At 68.5% G+C, this 22,746-nt stretch carries 21 protein-coding genes; 5 read left to right on the top strand and 16 right to left on the bottom strand.

Annotation, left to right across the window (positions count from 1 at the left end; translation table 11 throughout):
* Window positions 1-86 precede the first annotated feature (86 nt).
* The 16 genes from F0Q34_RS07605 to F0Q34_RS07530 form a co-directional block, all read right to left on the bottom strand.
* Window positions 87-1,127: an amino acid ABC transporter substrate-binding protein gene (locus F0Q34_RS07605; RefSeq protein ID WP_456316237.1), complete on the bottom strand. Its 1,041-nt coding sequence runs from the start codon at window positions 1,125-1,127 to the stop codon at window positions 87-89.
* A 406-nt stretch (window positions 1,128-1,533) separates the two neighbouring features.
* Complete coding sequence (gene rpsO, locus F0Q34_RS07600) at window positions 1,534-1,806, bottom strand: 30S ribosomal protein S15 (RefSeq protein ID WP_149811560.1); 273 nt, start codon at window positions 1,804-1,806, stop codon at window positions 1,534-1,536.
* 14 nt (window positions 1,807-1,820) lie between these two features.
* Window positions 1,821-2,810, bottom strand: coding sequence for a tRNA pseudouridine(55) synthase TruB (gene truB / locus F0Q34_RS07595; RefSeq protein ID WP_149811559.1), 990 nt, complete (start codon window positions 2,808-2,810; stop codon window positions 1,821-1,823).
* 444 nt (window positions 2,811-3,254) lie between these two features.
* On the bottom strand, window positions 3,255-3,647 hold the full coding sequence (locus F0Q34_RS07590; protein WP_241665378.1) for an acyl-CoA thioesterase: 393 nt from the start codon (window positions 3,645-3,647) through the stop codon (window positions 3,255-3,257).
* The gene (gene rbfA, locus F0Q34_RS07585; RefSeq protein WP_149811558.1) at window positions 3,644-4,084 is read right to left on the bottom strand and encodes a 30S ribosome-binding factor RbfA; all 441 of its coding nucleotides are present in this window, start codon (window positions 4,082-4,084) and stop codon (window positions 3,644-3,646) included. The genes F0Q34_RS07590 and rbfA overlap by 4 nt, the downstream gene beginning before the upstream one ends.
* Window positions 4,085-4,256: 172 nt before the next feature.
* Window positions 4,257-7,022: a translation initiation factor IF-2 gene (gene infB / locus F0Q34_RS07580; protein WP_149811557.1), complete on the bottom strand. Its 2,766-nt coding sequence runs from the start codon at window positions 7,020-7,022 to the stop codon at window positions 4,257-4,259.
* A 60-nt stretch (window positions 7,023-7,082) separates the two neighbouring features.
* On the bottom strand, window positions 7,083-7,772 hold the full coding sequence (locus tag F0Q34_RS07575; protein WP_149811556.1) for an RNA-binding protein: 690 nt from the start codon (window positions 7,770-7,772) through the stop codon (window positions 7,083-7,085).
* Entirely contained in the window at window positions 7,717-9,285 is a 1,569-nt protein-coding gene (gene nusA / locus F0Q34_RS07570; protein WP_149811555.1) for a transcription termination factor NusA, read from the bottom strand. Before nusA ends, F0Q34_RS07575 begins: the two co-directional genes overlap by 56 nt.
* 5 nt (window positions 9,286-9,290) lie before the next feature.
* Window positions 9,291-9,947 carry a ribosome maturation factor RimP gene (gene rimP, locus F0Q34_RS07565; RefSeq protein ID WP_149811793.1) on the bottom strand — a complete coding sequence of 219 codons (657 nt, stop codon included), beginning with the start codon at window positions 9,945-9,947 and terminating at the stop codon, window positions 9,291-9,293.
* A 38-nt stretch (window positions 9,948-9,985) separates the two neighbouring features.
* A complete protein-coding gene (locus F0Q34_RS07560) occupies window positions 9,986-10,465 on the bottom strand; it encodes a hypothetical protein (RefSeq protein WP_149811554.1) in 480 nt (159 codons plus the stop codon).
* A gap of 117 nt (window positions 10,466-10,582) precedes the next feature.
* Complete coding sequence (trmB, locus tag F0Q34_RS07555) at window positions 10,583-11,275, bottom strand: tRNA (guanine(46)-N(7))-methyltransferase TrmB (RefSeq protein WP_149811553.1); 693 nt, start codon at window positions 11,273-11,275, stop codon at window positions 10,583-10,585.
* 157 nt (window positions 11,276-11,432) lie between these two features.
* On the bottom strand, window positions 11,433-12,620 hold the full coding sequence (gene metK / locus F0Q34_RS07550) for a methionine adenosyltransferase (RefSeq protein WP_149811552.1): 1,188 nt from the start codon (window positions 12,618-12,620) through the stop codon (window positions 11,433-11,435).
* A 209-nt stretch (window positions 12,621-12,829) separates the two neighbouring features.
* Window positions 12,830-13,570 carry a 4-hydroxy-tetrahydrodipicolinate reductase gene (gene dapB / locus F0Q34_RS07545; RefSeq protein WP_149811551.1) on the bottom strand — a complete coding sequence of 247 codons (741 nt, stop codon included), beginning with the start codon at window positions 13,568-13,570 and terminating at the stop codon, window positions 12,830-12,832.
* A gap of 154 nt (window positions 13,571-13,724) precedes the next feature.
* Window positions 13,725-14,882 carry a molecular chaperone DnaJ gene (gene dnaJ / locus F0Q34_RS07540; protein ID WP_149811550.1) on the bottom strand — a complete coding sequence of 386 codons (1,158 nt, stop codon included), beginning with the start codon at window positions 14,880-14,882 and terminating at the stop codon, window positions 13,725-13,727.
* A 92-nt stretch (window positions 14,883-14,974) separates the two neighbouring features.
* Window positions 14,975-16,903 carry a molecular chaperone DnaK gene (gene dnaK, locus F0Q34_RS07535; RefSeq protein ID WP_149811549.1) on the bottom strand — a complete coding sequence of 643 codons (1,929 nt, stop codon included), beginning with the start codon at window positions 16,901-16,903 and terminating at the stop codon, window positions 14,975-14,977.
* A gap of 196 nt (window positions 16,904-17,099) precedes the next feature.
* Window positions 17,100-17,702, bottom strand: a complete 603-nt coding sequence (locus tag F0Q34_RS07530) for a nucleotide exchange factor GrpE (protein ID WP_370751131.1) — start codon at window positions 17,700-17,702, stop codon at window positions 17,100-17,102.
* A 157-nt stretch (window positions 17,703-17,859) separates the two neighbouring features.
* On the opposite strand from F0Q34_RS07530, the gene hemH reads away from it, so the two are divergent.
* The 5 genes from hemH to F0Q34_RS07505 all read left to right on the top strand — a co-directional run bounded on the left by hemH (window position 17,860) and on the right by F0Q34_RS07505 (window position 22,705).
* Window positions 17,860-18,969: a ferrochelatase gene (hemH, locus tag F0Q34_RS07525; protein ID WP_149811547.1), complete on the top strand. Its 1,110-nt coding sequence runs from the start codon at window positions 17,860-17,862 to the stop codon at window positions 18,967-18,969.
* Window positions 18,966-19,673 (top strand): HAD family hydrolase, encoded by a 708-nt coding sequence (locus F0Q34_RS07520; protein WP_149811546.1) that lies wholly within the window; start codon window positions 18,966-18,968, stop codon window positions 19,671-19,673. Before hemH ends, F0Q34_RS07520 begins: the two co-directional genes overlap by 4 nt.
* Window positions 19,670-20,122 (top strand): protoporphyrinogen oxidase HemJ, encoded by a 453-nt coding sequence (hemJ, locus tag F0Q34_RS07515; protein ID WP_149811545.1) that lies wholly within the window; start codon window positions 19,670-19,672, stop codon window positions 20,120-20,122. Before F0Q34_RS07520 ends, hemJ begins: the two co-directional genes overlap by 4 nt.
* A gap of 378 nt (window positions 20,123-20,500) precedes the next feature.
* Entirely contained in the window at window positions 20,501-21,775 is a 1,275-nt protein-coding gene (rho, locus tag F0Q34_RS07510; protein ID WP_149811544.1) for a transcription termination factor Rho, read from the top strand.
* A gap of 168 nt (window positions 21,776-21,943) precedes the next feature.
* Window positions 21,944-22,705 (top strand): GNAT family N-acetyltransferase, encoded by a 762-nt coding sequence (locus tag F0Q34_RS07505; protein ID WP_149811543.1) that lies wholly within the window; start codon window positions 21,944-21,946, stop codon window positions 22,703-22,705.
* Window positions 22,706-22,746: the final 41 nt, after the last annotated feature.

Raw genomic sequence — 22,746 nt, 5'->3', positions numbered from 1 at the left:
GGTGGGGCCCCGTTTTCTTTGTTCGCGAGTGTCGGGCGGGGCCCCGGCAGGGGCCCCGCCCGGATCAGGAGGCGGGTCTTCCGGGCTTAACGGAAGGGCTGGGCGTATTGCTGGCCGCCCTGGCTCCATTGCGCGTTCGGGCCGCGCTGGATGCCAAGGGCCTTCAGGTTCCGGTCGAACACCTCGCCATAATTGCCGATCACCTTGATGACGCGAACGGCCCACTGGTTGTCAACGCCGAGCATGGCGCCAAGGCCGCCATTCTTGCCCAGCATGCGCTGCACCTCCGGGCGGGTGTCGGTGGCCGCGACTTCCTCCACATTGGCGGAATTGATGCCGAACTCCTCGGCGGCCACCAGCAGGTAGTGGGTCCAGCGAACCAGATCGGACCAGCGCTGGTCGCCATGGCGCACGGCCGGGCCGAGCGGCTCCTTGGAGATCACTTCCGGCAGGATGACGTGCTCGGCCGCCTGGGGCTGCACGGAGCGGGTGGCGGCCAGGCCCGAGATATCGGTGGTGTAGGCGTCGCAGCGGCCGGCGACATAGGCGGAAACCAGCTCCTCCAGCCGCTCGATCACCACCGGGGTGAACTTGATGTTGTTGGCGCGGGCCCAGTCGGTCAGGTTCTGCTCGGTGGTGGTGCCGGGCTGCACGCAGACGGTGGCGCCATCCAGCTCCTTGGCGGATTTCACGCCCAGGCTGCTCTTCACCATGAAGCCCTGGCCGTCATAGAAGTTGACCGCCGGGAAATCGAAGCCGAGCGAGGTGTCGCGGGACAGCGTGGCCGTGGTGTTGCGGGCCATGACGTCCACCTCGCCGGATTGCAGCGCGGTGAAGCGGTTCTGCGCCGTGGTCGGGACGTAGCGGATCTTGCTGTCGTCGTTGAACAGGGCAACGGCCAGGGCGCGGCAGTAATCCACGTCGAAGCCGGCCCAGCGGCCCTGGCTGTCGGGTTGGGCAAAGCCGGCGAGGCCGGTATTCACGCCACAGCTCAGTGTGCCGCGGGATTTCACGGCTTCCATCGTTGCCGCACCGGAAGCGGGTGCGGGTTGTTGCGCCATTGCCGGCACCGCCACGACGCTGGCCAGGACGGCCGCGCCGAGGGTGCGGAGAGTAGCAAGCCGCATAGGCCTCATCGAACTTTCTCCCAATCCTTGTTCAGGCCCCTGCCCCGCCCATTTTTGCGACGCCTGAGCTTTGGCGGCGCTGCATGCCTGTCATGGCATGGGCGCCTATCTGCCCGTTAGCTTTGCCTAGAGCCTGACGCAATCACCGTTACTGAGCGTCCGCCGAGTCGCAAAGCTGGGCCCGAACATTCCAGCAATCCTTGTGCCAGGTTTATTCAGGCAGGGACGGGCGCATGAACAGGGGAGACTTGCCCGATTTGAGGCCGGAACAATGTCCGAACGGTCGAAATGGCGCATAGCCTTGCCGTCAGAATAAGCAGGCAGGCTGTCCAGAAAACGTGATCAGGGCAAAAAAAAGCGCCGGCTCCCGCAAGGGAACCGGCGCGAATCCTGGGGTCCGGGCCGCTTAGCGGCGCAGGCCGAGGCGCTCGATCAGGCTCTGGTAGCGGGCCTGGTTCTTGCGCTTCACATAGTCCAGCAGGCCACGGCGCTGGCCGACCAGCACCAGCAGGCCACGGCGGCTGTGGAAGTCTTTCGGATGCGCCTTCAGGTGCTCGGTGAGGGAGGAGATCCGCTCGGACAGCAGGGCGACCTGCACTTCCGGGCTGCCCGTGTCACCTTCCTTGGTGGCGTATTCCTTGATGAGCTCCGCGCGGCGCTCAGCGGTAATCGTCGACATCGGCACTTTGCCTTTCAGTTCGCCACGTCATCCCCGATGGGATCAACGGGCAGGAGGGTCTTTTCGCCCGGGCCGAGCCACCGCTCCGGCTTGGCTAAGCCGGATTCCAGGCGCACGAGTCCCTTCAGGCGCTCCCCCGCCATGGCCCGCGCAAGGCCCCCTTCGGGGTTGGCGTCCACGGGAATCCGTCCCATCAGCTCAACCAGGGAAATGGTCTGGCCAAAGGAAAGGCGCGCGATCTCCGCTTCCGTGAGGGCCAGAGCCGGGATGTCGGCCAGCGCGGTCGTCACGGGGAGCAGAAGATCCGGGGAAGGAGGCGGTGTATCCTCCGAAGGCACCAGCTTGTCCAGCGGAATCGCCTCCCCTTCCAGGAAGGGGCCGACCCGCATCCGCCGCAGCACCGCGATGTGGCCGACGCTGCCGGCCGCCCTTGCGATGTCCCGCGCCAGGGAGCGCATATAGACGCCCTTGCCGGACTGCACGGTGAACACCGCCGTGTCGGCATCGGGGCGGGATTCCAGCTCGAACTTGTCCACCCGGGCCGGGCGCGCCGCCATTTCCGGGATCTGCCCGTCCCGCGCCAGGTCATAGGCGCGCACGCCGTTGATCTTCAGGGCGGAGAAGATCGGCGGCACCTGCATGATGTCGCCGATGAAGGCGGGCAGGGCGGCGCGGATCTGCTCGTCCGTGGGCCGGGCATCGCTGGTTTCGATCACCTGGCCCTCGGCATCGTCGGTGTCGCGCGCCTCGCCGAACTTCAGCGTGAAGCGGTAGGTCTTGGTGCCGTCCATGACATACGGCACCATCTTGGTGGCGGCGCCGAAAGCGATGGGCAGCACGCCGGTGGCCAGCGGGTCCAGCGTTCCGCCATGCCCGACCTTCTGCGCGTTGAAGGCCCGCTTGAGCTTGTTCACCACATCGGTCGAGCCGATGCCCGAGGGCTTGTCGACGATCAGCCAGCCATCCAGCGGACGGCCCTTCGGTTTGCGGTTCGGGCGGGGCATGGATCTCTCAGTTGCTGCGCTGTCCGCGGGAAGGGCTCACCTCCTCGCATCCTGTCGCCAGGAAGCAAGGCTTCCCAGGCTCTCCGTCAGCGGAGGGGCGCTCCATAGAGCCCAGAACAGGCGGGCGCAAACTGAAAAAAGAACATCGCGGGAGTGCGGGAGAAGGGAGCCGTGGTGAACCCTTCGGGAACTGGAGGGAGAAAGAATTCTCCCTCCACGCCACCCTCATCTTTTTTCTGCCAGCTGGGCTCGAAGCATAACAGGAGACGGGGCTGCTATCTTGGCGAAGCCAGGTTTCTAAAGGGCCACGAGGGCTGAGCCCGCAGTCGCCGGAGGGCCATGCTCTCCGGCGCACCCAAAGGGTGCCGCCGCAGACGCGCCCGGGAACTGACAAGGAAAAAGGAAAGGGGTCTGGGGGAATTCATTTCCCCAGCTTCTCGAAAATCAGACGGAGGGCAGGGGCCTTGGCCGCCCTGTCGCGTCGAGCGCCACGAAGGTGAAGACGGCTTCCGTCACGCGGTTGGTGTGTTCGCCCTCGCGTTCCCGCCGCCAGGCTTCCACGCGGATGCGGAGGGAGGTCCGGCCGGTGGAAAGGATCTCGGCATAAAGGCTGACTTCATCGCCGACGCGCACGGGGGAATGGAAGCTCATCGCCTCCACCGCGACGGTGGCGCAACGGCCCCGGGCGCGGCGCGCGGCCGCGTTGCCGGCAGCCATGTCCATCTGCGCCATCAGCCAGCCGCCAAAAACGTCTCCGGCAGGGTTGGTGTCCGCCGGCATGGCGATGGTGCGGATCACCGGCACCGTCGCGGGTGGCACCGGGTCTTGGGTGGTCACGGGTTTCCGTCCTCCTCCGGCGCAGCGTTCTCCGATGCGGCCGGGCGGGGCTGGAGATCCTGCTGGACCTCCGGCCGGCGCATCACCGTGTCGATCTTCATCGCGTAATCCAGCGCGGTGTCGGGCTGGAAATGCATCTCGGGGGCGAATTTCAGCCGCACGGCGCGGGCAACCTGGGTGCGCAGGTAAGGCTGCACCCGCCGCAGGCCCTTCAGCTCCTCCGTCGTCACGGCGCGGCCCAGCGCCGCCACGAAGCAGGTCATGTGCTTCAGGTCGGGGGAGGCGCGCACTTCGGTGACGGTGATGTGCCGGCCATCCAGGTCGGGATCATGCAGCTCGCCGCGCAGGAACACGGCGGACAGGGCGTGGCGCACCTCCTCGGCCACGCGGAGCATGCGCTGGCTGGGGGCGCCGGAGGAGGAGGTCTTCTTGGCCATGATGAAGCGTCACTCTGTCAGGGGCGGCCGAAGGCGGAAACGGCCGAGGCAGAAATGACTGGGGGAATGGCCCCTCCCAGGCCCCTGCCTTTCCGCCTCCGCCGATCCGACGAAAGGGAAAGAAGGGGACTGGGGGAGCCATCCCCCCAATCTTGCGGTAACCGGGGCGGGATCAGACCGCCGCGACGGTCTCGGTCTCGTAGCACTCGATCTGGTCGCCAACCTTGATGGCGTCGTAGTGGGCGAAGCTCATGCCGCACTCGTAGCCATTGGTGACTTCCTTGACGTCGTCCTTGAAGCGGCGGAGCGTCGCCAGCTCGCCCTGGTGGATGACCACGCCATCGCGGATGAGACGGACGCCACAGCCACGGCGGACCACACCCTCGGTGACGCGGCAGCCTGCGATGTTGCCCAGGCGCTTGACCTCGAAGACCTCGAGGATCTGCGCGTAGCCCAGGAACTTCTCGCGCTGGATCGGGGCCAGCTTGCCGCGCACCAGCTGCTCCACGTCATCCGCCACCTCGTAGATGATCGAGTAGTAGCGGATGTCCACGCCGTCCCGCTGCGCCAGCTCCCGCGCCTGCGCGGTCGCGCGGACGTTGAAGGCGACGACGATGGCGTTGGACGCCTTGGCGAGCTGGATGTCGCTTTCGGTGATCTGGCCGACCGCCGAATGCAGCACCCGCACCTTGACCTCGTCGCGCGACAGCTTGTTCAGCGTCACGCCGAGCGCCTCGGCGGAACCCTGCACGTCCGCCTTCACGACGACGGCCACTTCCTTCTGCTCGCCGGCGGCGACGCGGGCCATCATGTCGGCCAGCGTGCCACGGGCGGCCCCGGCGGCGGCGGCCTGCTTGTCCCGCAGCCTGCGCTGGCGGAACTCGCTGATCTCGCGCGCCCGGCCTTCGTTCTCCACCGCGACAAAGGTTTCGCCCGCGGAGGGAACGCCCGAAAGGCCCAGGATCTCCACCGGCAGGGAAGGATCGGCATCCTTCATCTGGCGGCCCTTGTCGTCGAGCATGGCGCGCACGCGGCCCCACTCGGCGCCGGCCACCACTAGGTCGCCCTGCTTCAGGGTGCCGCGCTGCACCAGCACCGTCGCCACCGGACCCCGGCCCTTGTCGAGCTTGGATTCGATGACCGTGCCCTCGGCGGCGCGGTTCGGGTTCGCCTTCAGGTCCAGCACCTCGGCCTGCAGCAGGATGGCTTCCAGCAGCTTGTCGAGGTTCATCGCCTTGGTGGCGGAAACCTGGATCTCCATGGTGTCGCCGCCCAGGCTTTCCACCACGATCTCGTGCTGCAGCAATTCCTGCCGCACGCGGTCGAGGTTGACGCCCGGCTTGTCGATCTTGTTGACCGCCACGATCAGCGGCACGTTCGCCGCCTTGGCGTGGTGGATCGCCTCGACCGTTTGCGGCATCACGCCGTCATCGGCGGCCACGACCAGGATCACCATGTCCGTCACGCTGGCGCCGCGGGCGCGCATGGCGGTGAAGGCGGCATGGCCCGGCGTGTCGATGAAGGTGACCTTGTGGCCACCCGCCACCTGCACCTGATAGGCGCCGATATGCTGGGTGATGCCACCGGCCTCGCGGCCGGCCATGTCGGTCTTGCGCAGCGCGTCCAGCAGGCTGGTCTTGCCGTGGTCGACATGGCCCATGATGGTCACCACCGGCGGACGCGGCAGCAGCTCCTCATCGGTGTCCACCGTGCCTTCCAGGCCCTGCTCGACATCCGATTCCGAGACGCGGCGCACGCGGTGGCCGAACTCGTTGACCACCAGCTCCGCCGTGTCGGCGTCGATGGTCTGGGTCAGCGTCGCCATCACGCCCATGCGGAACAGCGCCTTCACCACCTCGCCGCCACGGGCGGCCATGCGGTTGGCGAGTTCCTGCACCGTGATGGCTTCCGGCACCACCACGTCGCGCACCACCTTCACGCCATCGGAGCGCAGGCGCTGCAGTTCCTGTTGCCGGCGCTCGCGCTCGCGGGCGCGGCGGACGGACGCCATGGAACGGCTGCGGTCGTCATCCCCCTCGATCGCGGCGGCCACGTCGATGCGGCCGTCGCGGCGGCGGTCGCTGCCCGGCGGCGTCTTGCGGGCCGGGGCAGGGGCCGGCTTCTTGGCCGCCAGCGGGCCGGCGCCACCAGGGCGGCGCACCGGGCTGCGGCGCTCTTCCTCGCCACCCTCGTCGCGGCCACGCAGCGTCAGACGCGGGGCGGCGGCACCCGGCGCCGCGGCGGGCGCACCGGCACCCGGCGCGGCGGGACGCCGCACAGGCCCGGCGCCACCGGGACCGGCGGCAGGACGCGGGCCCATCGGGCGCTGCGGCGCCGCGGGGCGCGCATTGCTGGGGATCGGGCCCGGACGCGGCGCGGACAAGGGCGGCGGCGGCGGCGCGTTGCGGCGGGCCTCCTCCTCGACCTTGCGGCGGGCCTCGGCCTCGACCTTTTCGCGGGCTTCCTGTTCGGCGCGGAGGGCGGCCTCCTCGGCGGCGCGGCGCTCCTCTTCCGCCTTGCGGGCGGCTTCCTCGGCGGCGCTGCGCACCATCAGGGCCTGGCGCTCACGCTCCTCGCGCTGGCGCTGGGCTTCCTGGCGGCGATGCTCCTCCAGCACGCGCAGGCGCGTCGCCTGCTCCGCCTGATTGAGCGGGCGGCCCGGCGCCGCGGCACCGCCGCGCGAAGGGCCGGAGGCGCCGCGCTGCGGGCCACCGGCCTGGCGCGGGCCCGTGGCCGGGCCACCGGCGGGCTTCGCCCCCGGCGCGCCCGGTCCGGCCGCTCGCTTCTTCACCACCTCGACCTGCACGGTCTTGCCACGACCATGGCTGAAGGACTGGCGCACCGTGCCAGCGGCCTCCGTCTTACCCAGCTCCAACCTGCCGCCGGGGCGGAGGCTCAGCCGGCCCTTGGCCGCGTCCTGTTCATTCTGGTCGCTCATTCGTTCGTCTGAACCCGATCCGTTCTGTGCCATCAATCCTCATCGCGAGCCGTTGCGGGCTCACGACCCCGCTCCGCTCGTGATGCCGGAGACAGCGGCCAGACGGCCTGCCTCCTGCAGCAGCATCTCGGCGATCCGTCCGGGGGCTATCGCCACGTGCACTGCATGATCCCTTCCGAATACCGAACCCAAATCCCCGCCGCCGACCGCCAGGATCACCGGCACCTTGTGCCGGCCGATCACCCGCGCCCGTTCGCTGGGGCTCCCATCGTCCGCTTCCACCAGAACGGCTGCCCGCCCGGCCTGAAGCCATTCGCGCACCTGCTGGAAGCCGCACACCGCCTGACCGGCCCTGCGCGCCAGGCCCACCTGGTCGCGGATGCGACCCTTGAGGCCAGTCTCGATCTGTGCGCGAAGGTCTGGGGGCAACTGCACCTGTCCGCGTGCCGCCCTTGAAAAGGCGCCGCGGCTCAACGCGCGTTCTAGCACATCGGCCCGCGCGCTCAACCACATTCCCCGGCCGGGCAGGCGCCCGGCCAGATCCGGCACGACAACCCGCTCCGGCCCGAGGACGAAGCGGATCATCGCTTCCTTGGGCAGGGTTTCCCGCGTGGCGATGCAGCGCCGCAGCGGGCCTTTCAGCTCCGGCTCCGGCAGGCCGTCCTCGATCGCGGCGTCGGGCGCGATATCCGCGTTACTGGTCGTTGGTCTTCTCCTCGTCCGGCGTCGCCGCCGGGGCTTCGCCCGCATTCTCCTGGGCGAACCAGTGTTCGCGCGCCGCCATGATGATGGCGTTCGCGGTTTCCTCGTCCACGGCCTCGGCGCCGAGGATCTCGATCAGCTCGTCGGCCGCCAGATCCGCCAGGTCGTCCAGCGTCTTCACGCCCTTCTCGCCCAGCGTCACCAGCATGGCGGGGCTGAAGCCGCCGGCCTCGGCCACGGCATCCTCGACGCCGAGGGCGCGGCGCTTCTCGTCCAGTTCTTCCTCGCGGCGGTCCAGGAAAGCCTGGGCGCGGCGCTTCAGTTCCGTGGCGACATTCTCGTCGAAGCCCTCGATGGCGGCGAGGTCCTCGTCGGGGACCTCGACCACTTCCTCGATGGAGGAGAAATCCTCGCTGACCAGCAGGCCGGCGATGACGTCATCCACGTCGAGCGCCTCGACAAACAGGCCGGTCCGCTTGCGGAACTCTTCCTGGCGGCGCTCGCTGGCCTCGGCTTCCGTCAGGATGTCGATGTCCCAGCGCGTCAGCTGGGATGCCAGGCGGACGTTCTGGCCACGCCGCCCGATCGCCAGCGACAATTGGTCATCCGGAACCACCACTTCAACCCGGCGCGTGTCCTCGTCCAGCACCACCTTGGAGACCTCGGCCGGGGCCAGGGCGTTCACCACGAAGGTGGCGTTCTCGGCCGACCAGGGGATGATGTCGATCTTCTCCCCCTGCAGCTCGGCCACCACCGCCTGGACGCGGGAGCCGCGCATGCCGACGCAGGCGCCCACCGGGTCGATCGAGCTGTCGCGGGAGATCACCGCCATCTTGGCGCGGGAGCCCGGGTCGCGGGCCACCGCCTTGATCTCGATGATGCCGTCATAGATCTCCGGCACCTCCTGCGCGAACAGCTTGGCCAGGAAGCCCGGATGGGTGCGGCTGAGGAAGATCTGCGGGCCGCGCGGCTCCTCCCGCACGTCGTAGATATAGGCGCGCACGCGGTCGCCATTGCGGAAGGCCTCGCGCGGGATGGTCTCGTCGCGCCGCAGCAGCGCCTCGGCCCGGCCGAGATCGACCATCAGGTTGCCGTACTCGGTGCGCTTGACGACGCCGTTGATGATCTCGCCGACGCGGTCCTTGTATTCGTTGAACTGCTTGCCGCGCTCCACCTCGCGCACGCGCTGCACGATCACCTGCTTGGCGGTCTGCGCGGCGATGCGGCCGAAATCGATCGGGGGAAGCGGATCGACGATGAACTCGCCCACCGCGATGCCGGGCTTGATCTTCTGCGCGATGCGCAGCGGGATCTGCGTGGCCTCGTTCTCGACCGGCTCCTGCTCCACCACCTCAGTCCAGCGGCTCAGCTTCACCTCGCCCGAGCGGCGGTCGATGACGGCGCGAATGTCCTTCTCGTGCCCGTACTTGGCGCGGCCAGCCTTCTGGATGGCCTGCTCCATCGCCTCCAGCACCTCGTCCCGCTCGATCATCTTCTCGCGGGCGACGGCTTCGGCGACCTGCAGCAGCTCTGGGCGAGCGATGGCGACGTCTGCGGCCATGATCCTCAGTTCCTCTTGGCGGGGGGCGGTTCCTCGCCCCCATCGGAGTCGGGTGCGGCGCCGGGATTCTCGGCCCGGGCGCGGGCGGCATCGGCCGCGGTCGCGGCGATCAGTTCGTCAGTGAGCACCAGCTTGGCGCGGCGCATGTCGGGGCGGGGCAGGGCCACATCCGCGCCGTCATCCAGCCGCAGCCGCACCGTGGCCTCGTCGGCGCCCAGAATAATGCCACGGAAACGGCGGCGTCCCTCGAAGGGAATGCTCATCTCCGCCGTCGCGACATGGCCGGCGAAGCGCAGCCAGTCCTTGGTGCGGGTCAGCGGGCGGTCGATGCCGGGGGAGGAAACCTCAAGGTTCCACTCGCCGGTGAAGGGATCGTCCACGTCCAGCACGGCGCCGGCGGCATGGGAAATTCGTGTGCAATCGGCGACGCCGACCGGAATCCCATCCGTGCGATCGGCCATGATCTGCACCGTCGGCGTTTGCTTGCCCTGGATGAGCACGCGCACGATCTCATACCCCATGGCCGAGAGCGTCGGCTCGATGGCGGCGGCGATGCGGGCTTCGAGCCCTTCGTGCTGTGGCGAATCGTCTTCCAAAAACAAAAAAGGCGGCCCGCTAAGGCCACCCCCCTGACTGTGCAGCGAAGATGTTGTGCCAGTCATATAGTCTTCGCCCGCGGCGAAAACAAGAAAAGCCGGGATCAGCCCCCGAGTCGCGCCAGATGCGTCACCCGGCAAAGGCCGTGGGTCCGGGTGGACAGCACCGCGCCGGACAGGCGGTTGTCATGCACCTCGGCCAAGCCGAAGCCATGCAGGCGCAGCAACAGGAAGTGCCCGGTGACCCGGACCAGGTAGAAACCCGGCTCCATTGTGCCCTGGCGCACCAGCCGGAGCAGGGTGGGGCGACCTTCCACCGACAGGGGGGTGGCCGGCACGCCGGCATGGTCGAGCGCCGCCACCATGTCCCGCCAATAGGTGGTGTCGATCTCGGCATCCGGCGCGTAGCGCTCGGGCGCGACGGTGCGCAGCAGGGTGCAGGCGATGGCGTAGGAGCAATCGGCCGCCAGGGCGATGCAGGCGGGGCCGCACCAGGGAAGAACGCCGCCACGCTCCGCCGCCAGCGCTTCCGCGCCGCGCCGGCCGGCTTCCTGAGACGGGAGATCTGGAGTGGTTGCGTCCATGGCTGCACACATTGTCGTGATCAGCCTGAAGTGGTCAACGCCAAAATGAAGGGTGCATCATCAAAAATGAGATACGTGGCTATCGTGTCACGCGAAAGCTGCAGCCTTGCCGTGCGGTCAGGCCCTGCGCCGCCAGACCCAGTATTGCGGGTGCCGCCCCTCGCGCAGCGCCTTGGCCTCGTAACGCGTGCCGGGCCAGCCCTCGGGGCGTGCCTGGTCCAGCGACACCAGTTCGAAGACATCCTGCGCGCCCATCACCTCCCGCACCCAGTCCTGATAGGTCGGGTCGTCCGTCGCGACACGCCATTCTCCGCCCGGCCGCAGGGCCCGCCCCAGCACCGGCAGGATGGAAGGATGGACAAAGCGGCGCTTGGCGTGGCGGGCCTTGGGCCAGGGGTCGGGGAACATCAGGAACAGGCGCGACAGGCTGCCCTCGGGCAAGGCGCGCAGCAGGCGGCGCGCATCTTCCGTCCACAGGCGCAGATTGGGCGGCAGGGGCGCGGTTGCCTCCCCGCCTTCCGGCACGAGTCGCGTCAGGAGGGAGCAGATGCCGTTCTCGAACACCTCGGCCGCGATCAGCCCGGCCCGGGGATGGGCGGCGATCTGCGCCAGCGCATGCTCGCCGCCGCCGAAGCCGACTTCCAGCCACAGCTCCTCCGGCCGCTCCGGGAAGGAGGCGAAAGGATCAGCGGGATCAAGCGCCAGGCGCGGCAGCGTGACGTCCAGCAGGGTCTGCTGGCGCTGGCGCAGCGGATGGCCGCGGCGGCGTCCGTAAAGCCGGTCGGGAACGGGAGGAGGCGTGTCGGTCATCGGGCAAAACACTTTGGAACGGGGCCAGGGAAGCGCCGCCCCCTGGAACCCCCGCCGGGGTGACCGCGTCACCCCGGACCCCGCCACCAGCGGAAAGTCCAGAAATCCCAGATTCCTGGCGGGGAAGGCGCGGAAGGGGCGGCGCCCCTTCCATGGATCAGCGCCCGAAGGCGCGCTTCAGCTCCGGCACCAGGTCGGTCTTTTCCCAGGTGAAGGTGCCCAGGTCGTCATCCGGCGTGCGGCCGAAATGGCCATAGGCGGAGGTCGGCACATAGATCGGGCGGTTCAGGTGCAGGTGCTCCCGGATGCCGCGCGGGGAAAGGTTGACCATTTCGTTCACGACGCGCGCCAGCTTCGCCTCGTCGATGTCGCGGCCGGTGCCGTGCAGGTCGAAATAAACCGAGAGCGGCTTGGACACGCCGATCGCGTAGGAAACCTGGATTGTGCACTTCTCGGCCAGGCCAGCGGCCACCACGTTCTTGGCGAGGTAGCGGCAGGCATAGGCGGCCGAGCGATCCACCTTGGTCGGGTCCTTGCCGGAGAAGGCGCCACCGCCATGCGGGGCCGCGCCGCCATAGGTGTCCACGATGATCTTGCGCCCAGTCAGGCCGCAATCGCCATCGGGACCGCCGATCACGAAGGTGCCGGTCGGGTTCACGTAGAACTCGTCCTCCGGCACCACCCAGCCCTCGGGCAGGGAGGTGGCGACGATCGGGCGCACCAGCTCGCGCACCTGCTCCTGCGTCATGCCCTCCTCATGCTGGGTGGACACCACCACGGAGGTCACGCCGACGGGCTTGCCATCCACGTAGCGCAGCGTCACCTGGGACTTGGCGTCCGGCAGCAGGCCGGCGACCGTCTTGTCCTTGGAGCGGCGCAGTTCGGCGATGCGGCGCAGGATCAGGTGGGAATAATACAGCGGCGCCGGCATCAGGTCCGGCGTCTCGGTGCAGGCATAGCCGAACATGATGCCCTGGTCGCCAGCGCCTTCGTCCTTGTTGCCGGCCGCGTCCACGCCCTGCGCGATATGCGCGGACTGCGCGTGCAGGTGGACGGAAACCTCGGCATTGCGCCAGGAGAAGCCTTCCTGGTCGTAGCCGATGTCATGCACGGCCATGCGGGCCAGATGCGCCAGCAGCTCATGCGTCACGCTCGCCGGGCCGCGCGTTTCGCCGGCCAGGATGATGCGGTTGGTGGTGACCAGCGTCTCGCACGCCACGCGGGCATACGGATCGGCCTCCAGGAAAGCATCCAGCACCGTGTCGCTGATGCGGTCGGCAACCTTGTCGGGGTGGCCCTCGGAAACGGATTCCGAAGTGAACAGGTACTCGCCCTTGTCGCGCATGGCCTTATCGTCCTCTTGTCGCGGCGGCGACCGGTTCGCCCCGGCCTGGCTAATCCCCCGCAGAATGCGGCGGGGCTGTTTCGCAAGCGCGAGCCGGGGGGTCAAGCATTGGTGATGGGAGGCAGGTCGCGCCCCACCGCAGGGCAGCGGAGCGGGACCACGTATCCGCCTCCCGCCCCGCCGCTGTCGCCGGGCCGTTTGATCGGCCTTCAGGCCATCCCCAGCACGTGCTTCATGTCATACAGGCCGGGCGGCTGCACGATGACCCATTGCGCCGCCCGCACCGCGCCCGTGGCATAGACCCGGCGATCGAAGGAGCGGTGGGTGAGGGAGATATGCTCCGACCCGGCGGCGAAAAGCAGGGTATGCTCCCCCACCACCTGGCCGCCGCGCAGGGTGGCAAAGCCGATCGGGCCGGTGCCACGCGGCCCGGTATGGCCATCGCGCCCGCTTTCCATGCCCACCTCCTCCAGTGTCCGGCCGCGGCCGCGCGCCACGGCGCGGCCCAGCCCGATGGCGGTGCCGGAAGGCGCATCGACCTTCTGCCGGTGATGCATCTCGACGATCTCGGCGTCGTATTGCTCGGGCGGCAGGGCGGCGGCCATGCGCTCGGCCAGGGCGAAAAGCAGGTTCACACCGGGAGCGAAATTGGCGGCGTAAACAATGGGCACGCTCCGCGCCGCCGCGGCCACAGCCGCTTCCTGCGCCGGGGACAGGCCGGAGGAGCCCATCACCAGCGGCCTGCCGGTGCGGGCGGCCAGTTCGGCATGCCGCTCCGCCGTCAGGGCATTGGTGAAGTCGATCACCACCTCGCTGGCGGAGAACAATGCCTCGGCATCGCCGGACCGGCCAATGCCGCCCGCCACCACGGCACCCGCCGCCGCCACTTCCTCCGACAACAACTGGCCCATGCGGCCGGTGATGCCGGCGATGCCGATCTGAAGCGTCATGCGGTGCGGGTTCCTTGGTCGAAAGAAAGGCGGGGAAACATCATTTCCTAGCCTTCATCTTCTTCCACACGGCCAAAAAGAGAAGACCCCCAGGAATGATTCCCGGGGGCCAAATTCGGTGAAGGGAACAATTCCATCCCTTCCCGCCGCCATCCTACCGGCCGAGGCCGTCCCAGAACTCCTTCACCTTGGCGAAGAAGCCCTCGCTTTCGGGGGAGGAATTGCCGCCCTGGCCGACCTCGCCCTCGAACTGCTCCAGCAGCTCGCGCTGGCGGGGGGACAGGTTCTGCGGCGTCTCGACCGCCACCTGGACATACATGTCGCCCCGCGCCGCCGAGCGCAGCACGGAGAAGCCCTTGCCGCGCAGGCGGAACTGGTCGCCCGTCTGGGTGCCGGCCGGGATGGTGACGCGGGAACGCCCGCCATCGATGGTCGGCACCTCGACCCCGCCACCCAGCGCCGCCTGGGTCATGCGCAGCGGCACGCGGACATAGATGTTGGCGCCGTCGCGCTGGAACAGCGCATGCGGGCGGATCGAGATGTCCACATACAGGTCGCCCGCCGGCGCGCCGCGCAGGCCGGCCTCGCCCTCGCCGCTGAGGCGGATGCGGGTGCCGTCCTCCACCCCCGGGGGGATGGTGATGTTGAGGTTGCGCTCGCGGTGCACGCGGCCCGCGCCCTGGCACAGCTTGCAGGGGTTCTTGATGACGCGCCCGGTGCCGCCGCAGGTGGGGCAGGAGCGCTCGATCAGGAAGAAGCCCTGTTGCGCGCGCACCTTGCCGGCGCCGCCGCAGGTGGTGCAGGTCTGCGCCGCCTGGGACTTGCCTTCGGCGCCGGTGCCGTCGCAGGCATCGCATTGCACGCTGGTCTGCACCCGGATCGGCTTCTTGACCCCGGCGAAGGCTTCCTCCAGCGAGATGTCCACCTGGTGACGCAGATCGGCGCCGCGGCCGGCCGCCGCCGCTCCGCCGCCGCCGCGCCGGGCACCGAACTGGCCGAACATCTCGGCGAAGATGTCCTCGAAGCCGCCGGCGCCGAAGGGGCTGCCGCCGCCGAAACCACCGCCGCCGCCACCGCCCATGCCACCCTCGAAGGCGGCGTGGCCGTAGCGGTCATAGGCGGCGCGCTTTTCGGCATCCTTCAGCACGTCATAGGCTTCGTTCAATTCCTTGAACTTCGCCTCGGCGGCCTTGTCACCCGGATTGCGGTCCGGGTGGAATTTCATTGCCAGCTTCCGATAAGCCTTTTTCAGCTCATCCTCGCCGGCATCCCGGCCGACGCCGAGCGTGTCGTAGTAATCGCCCTTGGCCATGGTTCGGCCTGTCTCCCAAGCTCCGGAACGAAGATGCGCCCGGCCGGACAAGCCGAGCCGGGCGCCAGCGAATCAGCGCGTGGCTGGACGCCTTACTCGGGCTTCTTCTTGCCCGGATCCACGTCCTCGAACTCGGCGTCGACCACCTTCTCGCCCGCCGGGCCCTGGCTGGCCGCGCCCTGGGCGGTGCCGGCCGCATCGGCCGCGCCGTCCTGCGGGGCCGCCTTGTAGATGGCCTCGCCCACCTTCATGGCGGCGGCCGAAAGGCGCTCGGTCGCGGAGCGGATGGCATCGGCATCCGTGCCGTTCTGCACTTCCCGCGCCGCGGCGATCGCCGCCTCGGCCTCGCCCTTCTCCGCCTCGGGGATCTTCTCGGCGTTCTCCTTCAGCGACTTTTCCGTGGTGTGGATCAGCGCTTCCAGCTGGTTGCGGGCCTCGACCGCCTCGCGGCGCTTCTTGTCCTCCTCGGCATGCGCCTCGGCGTCCTTCACCATCCGCTCGATATCGGCGTCGGACAGGCCGGACTTGGCCTGGATCTTGATCTGCGTTTCCTTGCCGGTGGCCTTGTCCTTGGCCTGGACGGAAACGATGCCGTTGGCGTCGATGTCGAAGGTGACCTCGATCTGCGGCACGCCGCGCGGCGCGGGCGGAATGCCCTGCAGGTCGAAATTGCCCAGCAGCTTGTTGTCCGCCGCCATCTCGCGCTCGCCCTGGAACACCTTGATGGTGACCGCGGTCTGGTTGTCGTCGGCGGTGGAGAAGGTCTGGCTCTTCTTGGTGGGGATCGTCGTGTTGCGGTCGATCAGCCGGGTGAACACGCCGCCCAGCGTCTCGATGCCGAGCGACAGCGGCGTCACGTCGAGCAGCAGGACGTCCTTCACCTCGCCCTTCAGCACGCCGCCCTGGATGGCGGCGCCGATCGCGACCACCTCATCGGGGTTGACGTTGCGGGCCGGGTCCTTGCCGAAGAAGGTCTTCACCGCCTCGATGACCTTGGGCATGCGGGTCATGCCGCCAACCAGGATCACCTCGTCGATCTCGCCGGCGGACAGGCCGGCATCCTTCAGCGCCAGCTTGCACGGCTCCAGCGTCCGCTGCACCAGGTCGTCCACCAGAGACTCCAGCTTGGCGCGGGAGAGCTGCAGCACGAGGTGCTTCGGGCCGGACGCGTCGGCGGTGATGAAGGGCAGGTTGATCTCGGTCTGCTTGGCCGAGGACAGCTCGATCTTCGCCTTCTCGGCGGCTTCCTTCAGGCGCTGCAGGGCCAGCTTGTCCGACCGCAGGTCGATGCCGTTCTCTTTCTTGAACTCATCGGCCAGGTAGTCGATCACGCGCTGGTCGAAGTCCTCGCCACCCAGGAAGGTGTCGCCATTGGTGGACTTCACCTCGAACACGCCGTCGCCGATCTCCAGGATGGAGACGTCGAAGGTGCCGCCGCCGAGGTCGTAGACCGCGATGGTGCCAGTGGCCTTCTTGTCCATGCCATAGGCAAGGGCGGCCGCCGTCGGCTCGTTGATGATGCGCAGCACCTCAAGGCCGGCGATGGCGCCGGCTTCCTTGGTGGCCTGGCGCTGGCTGTCGTTGAAGTAGGCGGGGACGGTGATGACGGCCTGCGTCACCTTCTCGCCGAGATAGGCCTCGGCCGTCTCCTTCATCTTGTTCAGCACGTTGGCGCTGATCTGCTGCGGCGCCTGCTTCTGCCCGCCCGCCTCGACCCAGGCATCGCCATTGTCGGCGCGGATGATCTTGAAGGGGGCGAGGCCCGCTTCCTTCTTGACCATGGCGTCATCGAAACGGCGGCCGATCAGGCGCTTGACGGCATACAGCGTGTCGGTCGGGTTGGTGACAGCCTGGCGCTTCGCGGCCTGGCCAACCAGACGCTCGCCATTCTTGGCGAAGGCCACCATGGACGGCGTGGTGCGCGCGCCTTCGGCGTTCTCCAGCACCTTCACCTCGCCGCCTTCCATGATGGCGACGCAGGAATTGGTGGTGCCAAGGTCGATGCCGATGACTTTGCTCATCCGAGTTCTCCTTTTGGCGGGTGAAGGCGGCCCTCAGTTTCGGCGCCGCGCCCACCCCCTTGCTCATCAGGCTAGATAGAAAAGGGGTCGCCATCCGGGGGCGAATGGCTGCAACCGCGATGTATTGAGCCAAACGCCCCGGGACAAGAGCGACCTTCGCCGCTGCGCAAAAATTGTGCAGCGGCGGAAGCGCCGCTCAGGCGGTTTCCGAAACGCCCTCGCCGGCGACGACCACCATGGCGGGCTTCAGCAGCCTGCCATTCAGCGTCCAGGCCGGGGTCCAGGCCTGGATCACGGTGCCGGCCGCGACGCCCTCGGGCGGCGGCTGCTGCGCCATGGCTTGGTGCAGCTCCGGGTCGAAGGGCTGGCCGGCGGCATCGTGCCGCGCCACGCCATTGCGCTCCAGGATCGACAGGAAGGCGCGCTCCACGCCCTCGAAGCCCCCGCGCATCTTGCTCAGCAGCTCGGCCTCGCCTTCCTGCGCGGCGGGCAGGGCGTCGAGGCCGCGGCGCAGGTTGTCGGCCGCCTCCACCACGTCGCGGGCGAATTTCTGCACGGCGTAAAGGCGCGCCTCCTCGATCTCCCGCTTGGTGCGGGTGCGCAGGTTCTGCATTTCCGCTTCCGAACGCAGCCAGCGGTCGCGCAGCTGGGCCAGCTCGGCCTCCAGCTCGGCGATGCGGGCCATCGCATCGGCGGGCTGCTCGGGCAGGGGCTGCGTCGCCATATCCTCCGGCAGATCGGCCGGCGTCGGCAATTCAACGGCTGGTTTCTTGTCGGGCGGGTTCTGGTCGTTCATCACGGGGCCATTCTGTTCAATCATTCCGATCGCCCGCAAGGGCGCTGCCTTCCACCTAGGGCTGAGGGGCAGCGCAAACAAGGAAACGATTCGCCAGAAACCCCGCCAGGAGCCTGGCCATCCCTTGCACAGCGCGACGGGCGCGGGCATCTCCTGCTCCATGTCCGCATCCGCCCGGCCCGCCATCCGCAAGCTCGCCATTGTGCTGTTCAACCTCGGTGGCCCCGACCGGCCCGAGGCTGTGCGGCCGTTTCTCGAGAACCTGTTCACCGATCCGGCCATCCTGCGGGTGCCGGGCCTGATCCGCCCGCTCCTGGGCAAATTCATCGCCGCGCGCCGCACCAAGGCGGCCAGCGAGAACTACGCCATCCTGGGCGGCAAGTCGCCGTTGCTGGAACTGACGGTGGCGCAGGCCCAGGCGCTGGAAGCGGCGCTGGCGGGCGAAGCGGCGGGCGGGCAGACGAACATCCGCTGCTTCGTCGCCATGCGCTACTGGCATCCCTTTGCCGATGCGGCGGCGCGGCAGGTGCAGGAATGGGGCGCGGAGGAGGTGCTGCTGCTGCCCCTCTACCCGCAATATTCCACCACCACCACCGGCTCCTCGGTGGAGGATTGGGGGGCGGCCTGCGCCAGGATCAACCTCGACCTGCCCACCCGCACCCTGTGCTGCTGGCATTCCGACGAAGGCTTCGCACGCGCCACCGCGGCCATGCTGCGCCGTGCCTTTGACGAGGCCAGGGCCAGCCTGCCCGCGGAAACGCCGCTGCGCCTGCTGTTCTCCGCCCATGGCCTGCCGGAAAGCATCGTCAAGCGCGGCGACCCTTACCAGTGGCAGGTGGAGCAGAGCGTCGCCGCCATTATCCGCCATCTCGGCATCGAGGGGCTGGACAGCGCCATCTGCTATCAGTCCCGCGTGACGCCGCAGAAATGGATCGGCCCTTCCACCGAGGAGGCGCTGGAACAGGCCGCCAAGGATGGCGCCGCCGTGCTGATCCATCCTGTCGCCTTTGTGTCCGAGCATTCGGAAACGCTGGTTGAGCTGGATGTCGAATACAAGGAGCTGGCGCACAAGCTGGGCATTCCCGGCTATTTCCGCGCCCCCGCGCAGAACAGCGACCCGGCCTTCATCGCCGCCCTGGCCGATCTGGTGTGGCGGACGCAGGATAGCGGTCGGACCCTGTGCTCCTTCGCTGGCGCCCGGCAATGCCCCAAGGCGCATGGCGACTGCCCCCATGCCAGGCTGACCCGCCAGCAGAAGGCGGCGGCATGACGCCGCCCGACCCGCGCTTTCCAGGCCCGCGCTTCCCGGAACTCCGCCCGCTGGAGCCGCGCCCCGCCGCGGTGCTGTTCGACTGCGATGGCGTGCTCGCGGACAGCGAGGCCCTGGCCGCCGCCGTGGTGTCGGAGGACCTGTCCGCGCGCGGCTGGCCCATCACCCCCGCCGAGGCGCGCCACATCTTCCTGGGGCGCGCCGTGCCCGACATGATGCCGGTGATCGAGGCGCAATGGGGGCGCCTGCCCGACAGCTGGCCGGCCGAGATGTCCCGCCGGCTGGCCGAGCGCATGGCCACCGACGTGATCGCGGTGGAAGGCGCGCTGGAAGCGCTGGCCCGTGTGGCGGCGGCCTTTCCGGTGGCCTGCGCTTCCAACTCCTCCCGGATGGAGCTGGAGGCCAAGCTGAAGCGGCTCGGCATCGGGGAACGCTTCGGCGGGCGTGTTCTTTCCTTTGAGGATGTGGACCGGCCAAAGCCCTATCCGGACATCTACGAAGCCGCCGCCATGGCCTGCGGCGCCGCGCCCAGGGATTGCGTGGTGATCGAGGACAGCCTGCCCGGCATCCGCGCCGGCATCGCCGCCGGCTGCCGCGTGCTGGCCTATGCCGGGGAAATGCAGCCGGCGCTGCTGGCGGCCCAGGGCGCGCAGCCTTTCCGCAGCATGACCGATCTGCCCGCCCTGCTGGGGCTGGCCGCATGACGATCGACGCGCTGGCGGGTTTCTATCCCTGGACCAAGGCGCTGCACCTGATCTCGGTGATCGCCTGGATGGCAGGGATGTTCTACCTGCCGCGCCTGTACGTATACCACACCGCCGCCCCCGCCGGCTCTGGCCGCAGCGAGATGCTGAAGGTGATGGAGCGGCGGCTGCTGCGCGCCATCATCAACCCCGCCATGGCGGCGGCCTGGCTCTTCGGCATCACCCTGGTGCTGACCCCTGGCGTCATCGACTGGTCCGCCGGCTGGTGGCACGCCAAGATGACAGGCTTCCTGCTGATGTCCGCTTTCCATGGCCATCTGGCCACGGCCCGCAAGAGCTTCGAGCGTGATGAGCGGACGCGCACCGAGCGGTACTGGCGGATCGCCAATGAGGCGCCAACGGTGCTGATGGTGCTGATCGTCATCATGGTGATCGTCCGGCCGTTCTAGCCATGCCTTGCTACCTGCCGGACCCGAAGCCATCATCGGGCCCCGCGCAGAATGGCGCGCATGGATCAACCGGTGGTATCGCAGCCCGCCGCGGGCGCCGGGCCGGAAATTGTTGCGGGAAATTGTTGAAGCCGCTTGAAAATGATTGCGCCCGCGCCAATTGCTCACTTGACGAAAAGCCTTCCATGCCCCTAGCGTGACAGCGCTTCTCGTCAAGGTGGCGGAACAAGCTACGGCTTGGCCTGCTGCCGAGGCTCCCTCCTCATCTTTCGGGACAATCCCGCTGCGGCACAAGCGCGGCGATGATCTGCGGACCGTGTCCAGCCCATCCGCGGAAATGTCCCCTGCCTTCCCGCCGGAACGGAACGCGTCCGACCTATGCACCTGTCTGAACTCAAGGCCAAGAGCCCCTCTGACCTGCTCGCTTTCGCCGAGTCGCTGCAGATCGAGAACGCCTCCATCCTGCGCAAGCAGGACATGATGTTCGCGATCCTGAAGCAGCTGGCGGAGAACGACCAGGCGATCCACGGCGATGGTACGCTGGAGATCCTGTCCGACGGCTTCGGCTTCCTTCGCTCCCCCCAGTCCAACTACCTGCCGGGTCCCGACGACATCTATGTCTCCCCGGCCCAGGTGCGCCGCTTCGGCCTGCGCACCGGCGACACGGTGGAAGGGCAGATCCGGGCCCCCAAGGATGGCGAGCGCTATTTCGCCCTCCTCAAGGTCAACACCGTCAATTTCGAGCCGCCCGAGGCGCTGCGGCACCGGATCAACTTCGACAACCTGACGCCGCTCTATCCGACGCGCCGGCTGAAGATGGAGAACCCGGAATTCGAGAGCGTCGCCAAGGGCGCGCAGAAGGATTACACGCCGCGCGTCATCGACCTCGTGGCCCCGATCGGCATGGGCCAGCGCGCCCTGGTCGTGGCGCCGCCGCGTACCGGCAAGACCGTGATGCTGCAGAACATCGCCCGCAGCATCTCCGCCAACCACCCGGATGTCTTCCTGCTGGTGCTGCTGATCGACGAGCGCCCCGAGGAAGTCACCGACATGGCCCGCACCGTGCGCGGCGAGGTGGTGGCCTCGACTTTCGACGAGCCGGCCACCCGCCACGTGCAGGTGACCGAGATGGTGCTGGAAAAGGCCAAGCGTCTGGTCGAGCACAAGCGGGATGTGGTGATCCTGCTGGATTCCATCACCCGCCTCGGCCGCGCCTACAACTCGGTCGTGCCGTCCTCGGGCAAGGTGCTGACCGGCGGCGTGGACGCCAATGCCCTGCAGCGGCCGAAGCGCTTCTTCGGCGCGGCGCGCAACATCGAGGAAGGCGGCAGCCTCACCATCATTGCGACTGCCCTGATCGACACCGGCAGCCGCATGGACGAGGTGATCTTCGAGGAGTTCAAGGGCACGGGCAATTCCGAGCTGATCCTCGACCGCAAGCTGTCCGACAAGCGCGTCTTCCCGGCCATCGACATCGCCAAGTCCGGCACCCGCCGCGAGGAGGTGCTGATCGACCGCCCGACCCTGACCAAGATGTGGGTGCTGCGCCGCATCCTGAACCCGATGGGCACCCAGGATGCGATGGAGTTCCTTCTGGACAAGCTGAAATACAGCAAGACCAACCAGGATTTCTTCGACGCCATGAACACCTGAGCCCGGCAAGCGGGTGGGTGGACAAGCCAGGGGCCAGTGCCCCTGGCTTTTTTCATGCCTGCCCAGCCCTGCTTCTGCCGCCCCTAACCCTTGCGAGCTTCGCGGGGCTCACCGCCTGTTCTTCGCCGAAGCGGGCGGTAGGCTGCGGGACCAGGAACGGGGAACAGAATGAACGCATATTCCTGGCAGGGCGTCTCGGTGTCCGAATTGGAGCGCGCCTCGCACACGGCGGTTCCGGCCCTTCGCACGGCCTTTGACGGGCCGTTCCTGTTGCGGGCCTTCCTGGGCGGCACGGGGCGGGCCAATGCCGTCAGCGCCCTCGATCCGGCGCCGGATGCAAGCCTGCCGCTTCGCCTGGAGCGCATTGAGGCAGCCTATCGCCGGGCCGGACTGCCGCCACGCTTCCGTTCCACCCCGCTCGATCCGCCTGGCCTGGAGGAAGCCCTCTTGGAGCGGGGCTACCGCGCCACCGAGGATTCACGGGTCATGGCCGGCCCCTTGGCCGCGTTCGCGGCGCCGGATCAGGCGTTGGAGGTGAAGCCCGCGCCGGATGAGGAATGGCTGGGCATCCTGGCCACGGCCGATTACCAGACCACCGAGCGCCGCGCCGAGAAGCAGCAGGCCGCCCGGATGATGATGGTTCCCGCGGCCTGGCTGGTGCTGCGGGGGCGGGGCGGGCAGGCGATGGCCGTGGGGCAGTTGGCGGTGGATGGGCGGCTGGTCGGCTTCTTCGACATCGCCACGCATCCCGGCTTCAAGCGCCAGGGCCTGGCGCGGCGCCTGATCGCCGCCGGGGCGGCCTGGGCGGCGGAGCAGGGGGGCTCGACCGCCTGGCTGCAGGTTTCGGCCGCGAACGCCCCGGCCTGTGCCTTGTATGAGGCGCTCGGCCTGCGGGAAATCTACCGCTACCGCTATTACCTGCCCGGCTAGCCCAACAGGGCGGGACGCGTCTTCGCGGACGGGCCGGAGGT

It is taken from the genome of Teichococcus oryzae (assembly GCF_008386565.1).
GTDB lineage: Bacteria > Pseudomonadota > Alphaproteobacteria > Acetobacterales > Acetobacteraceae > Pseudoroseomonas > Pseudoroseomonas oryzae.
The sequence above is the reverse complement of the archived record's forward strand: the minus strand, read 5'-3'. Positions and strand labels throughout refer to the sequence as shown.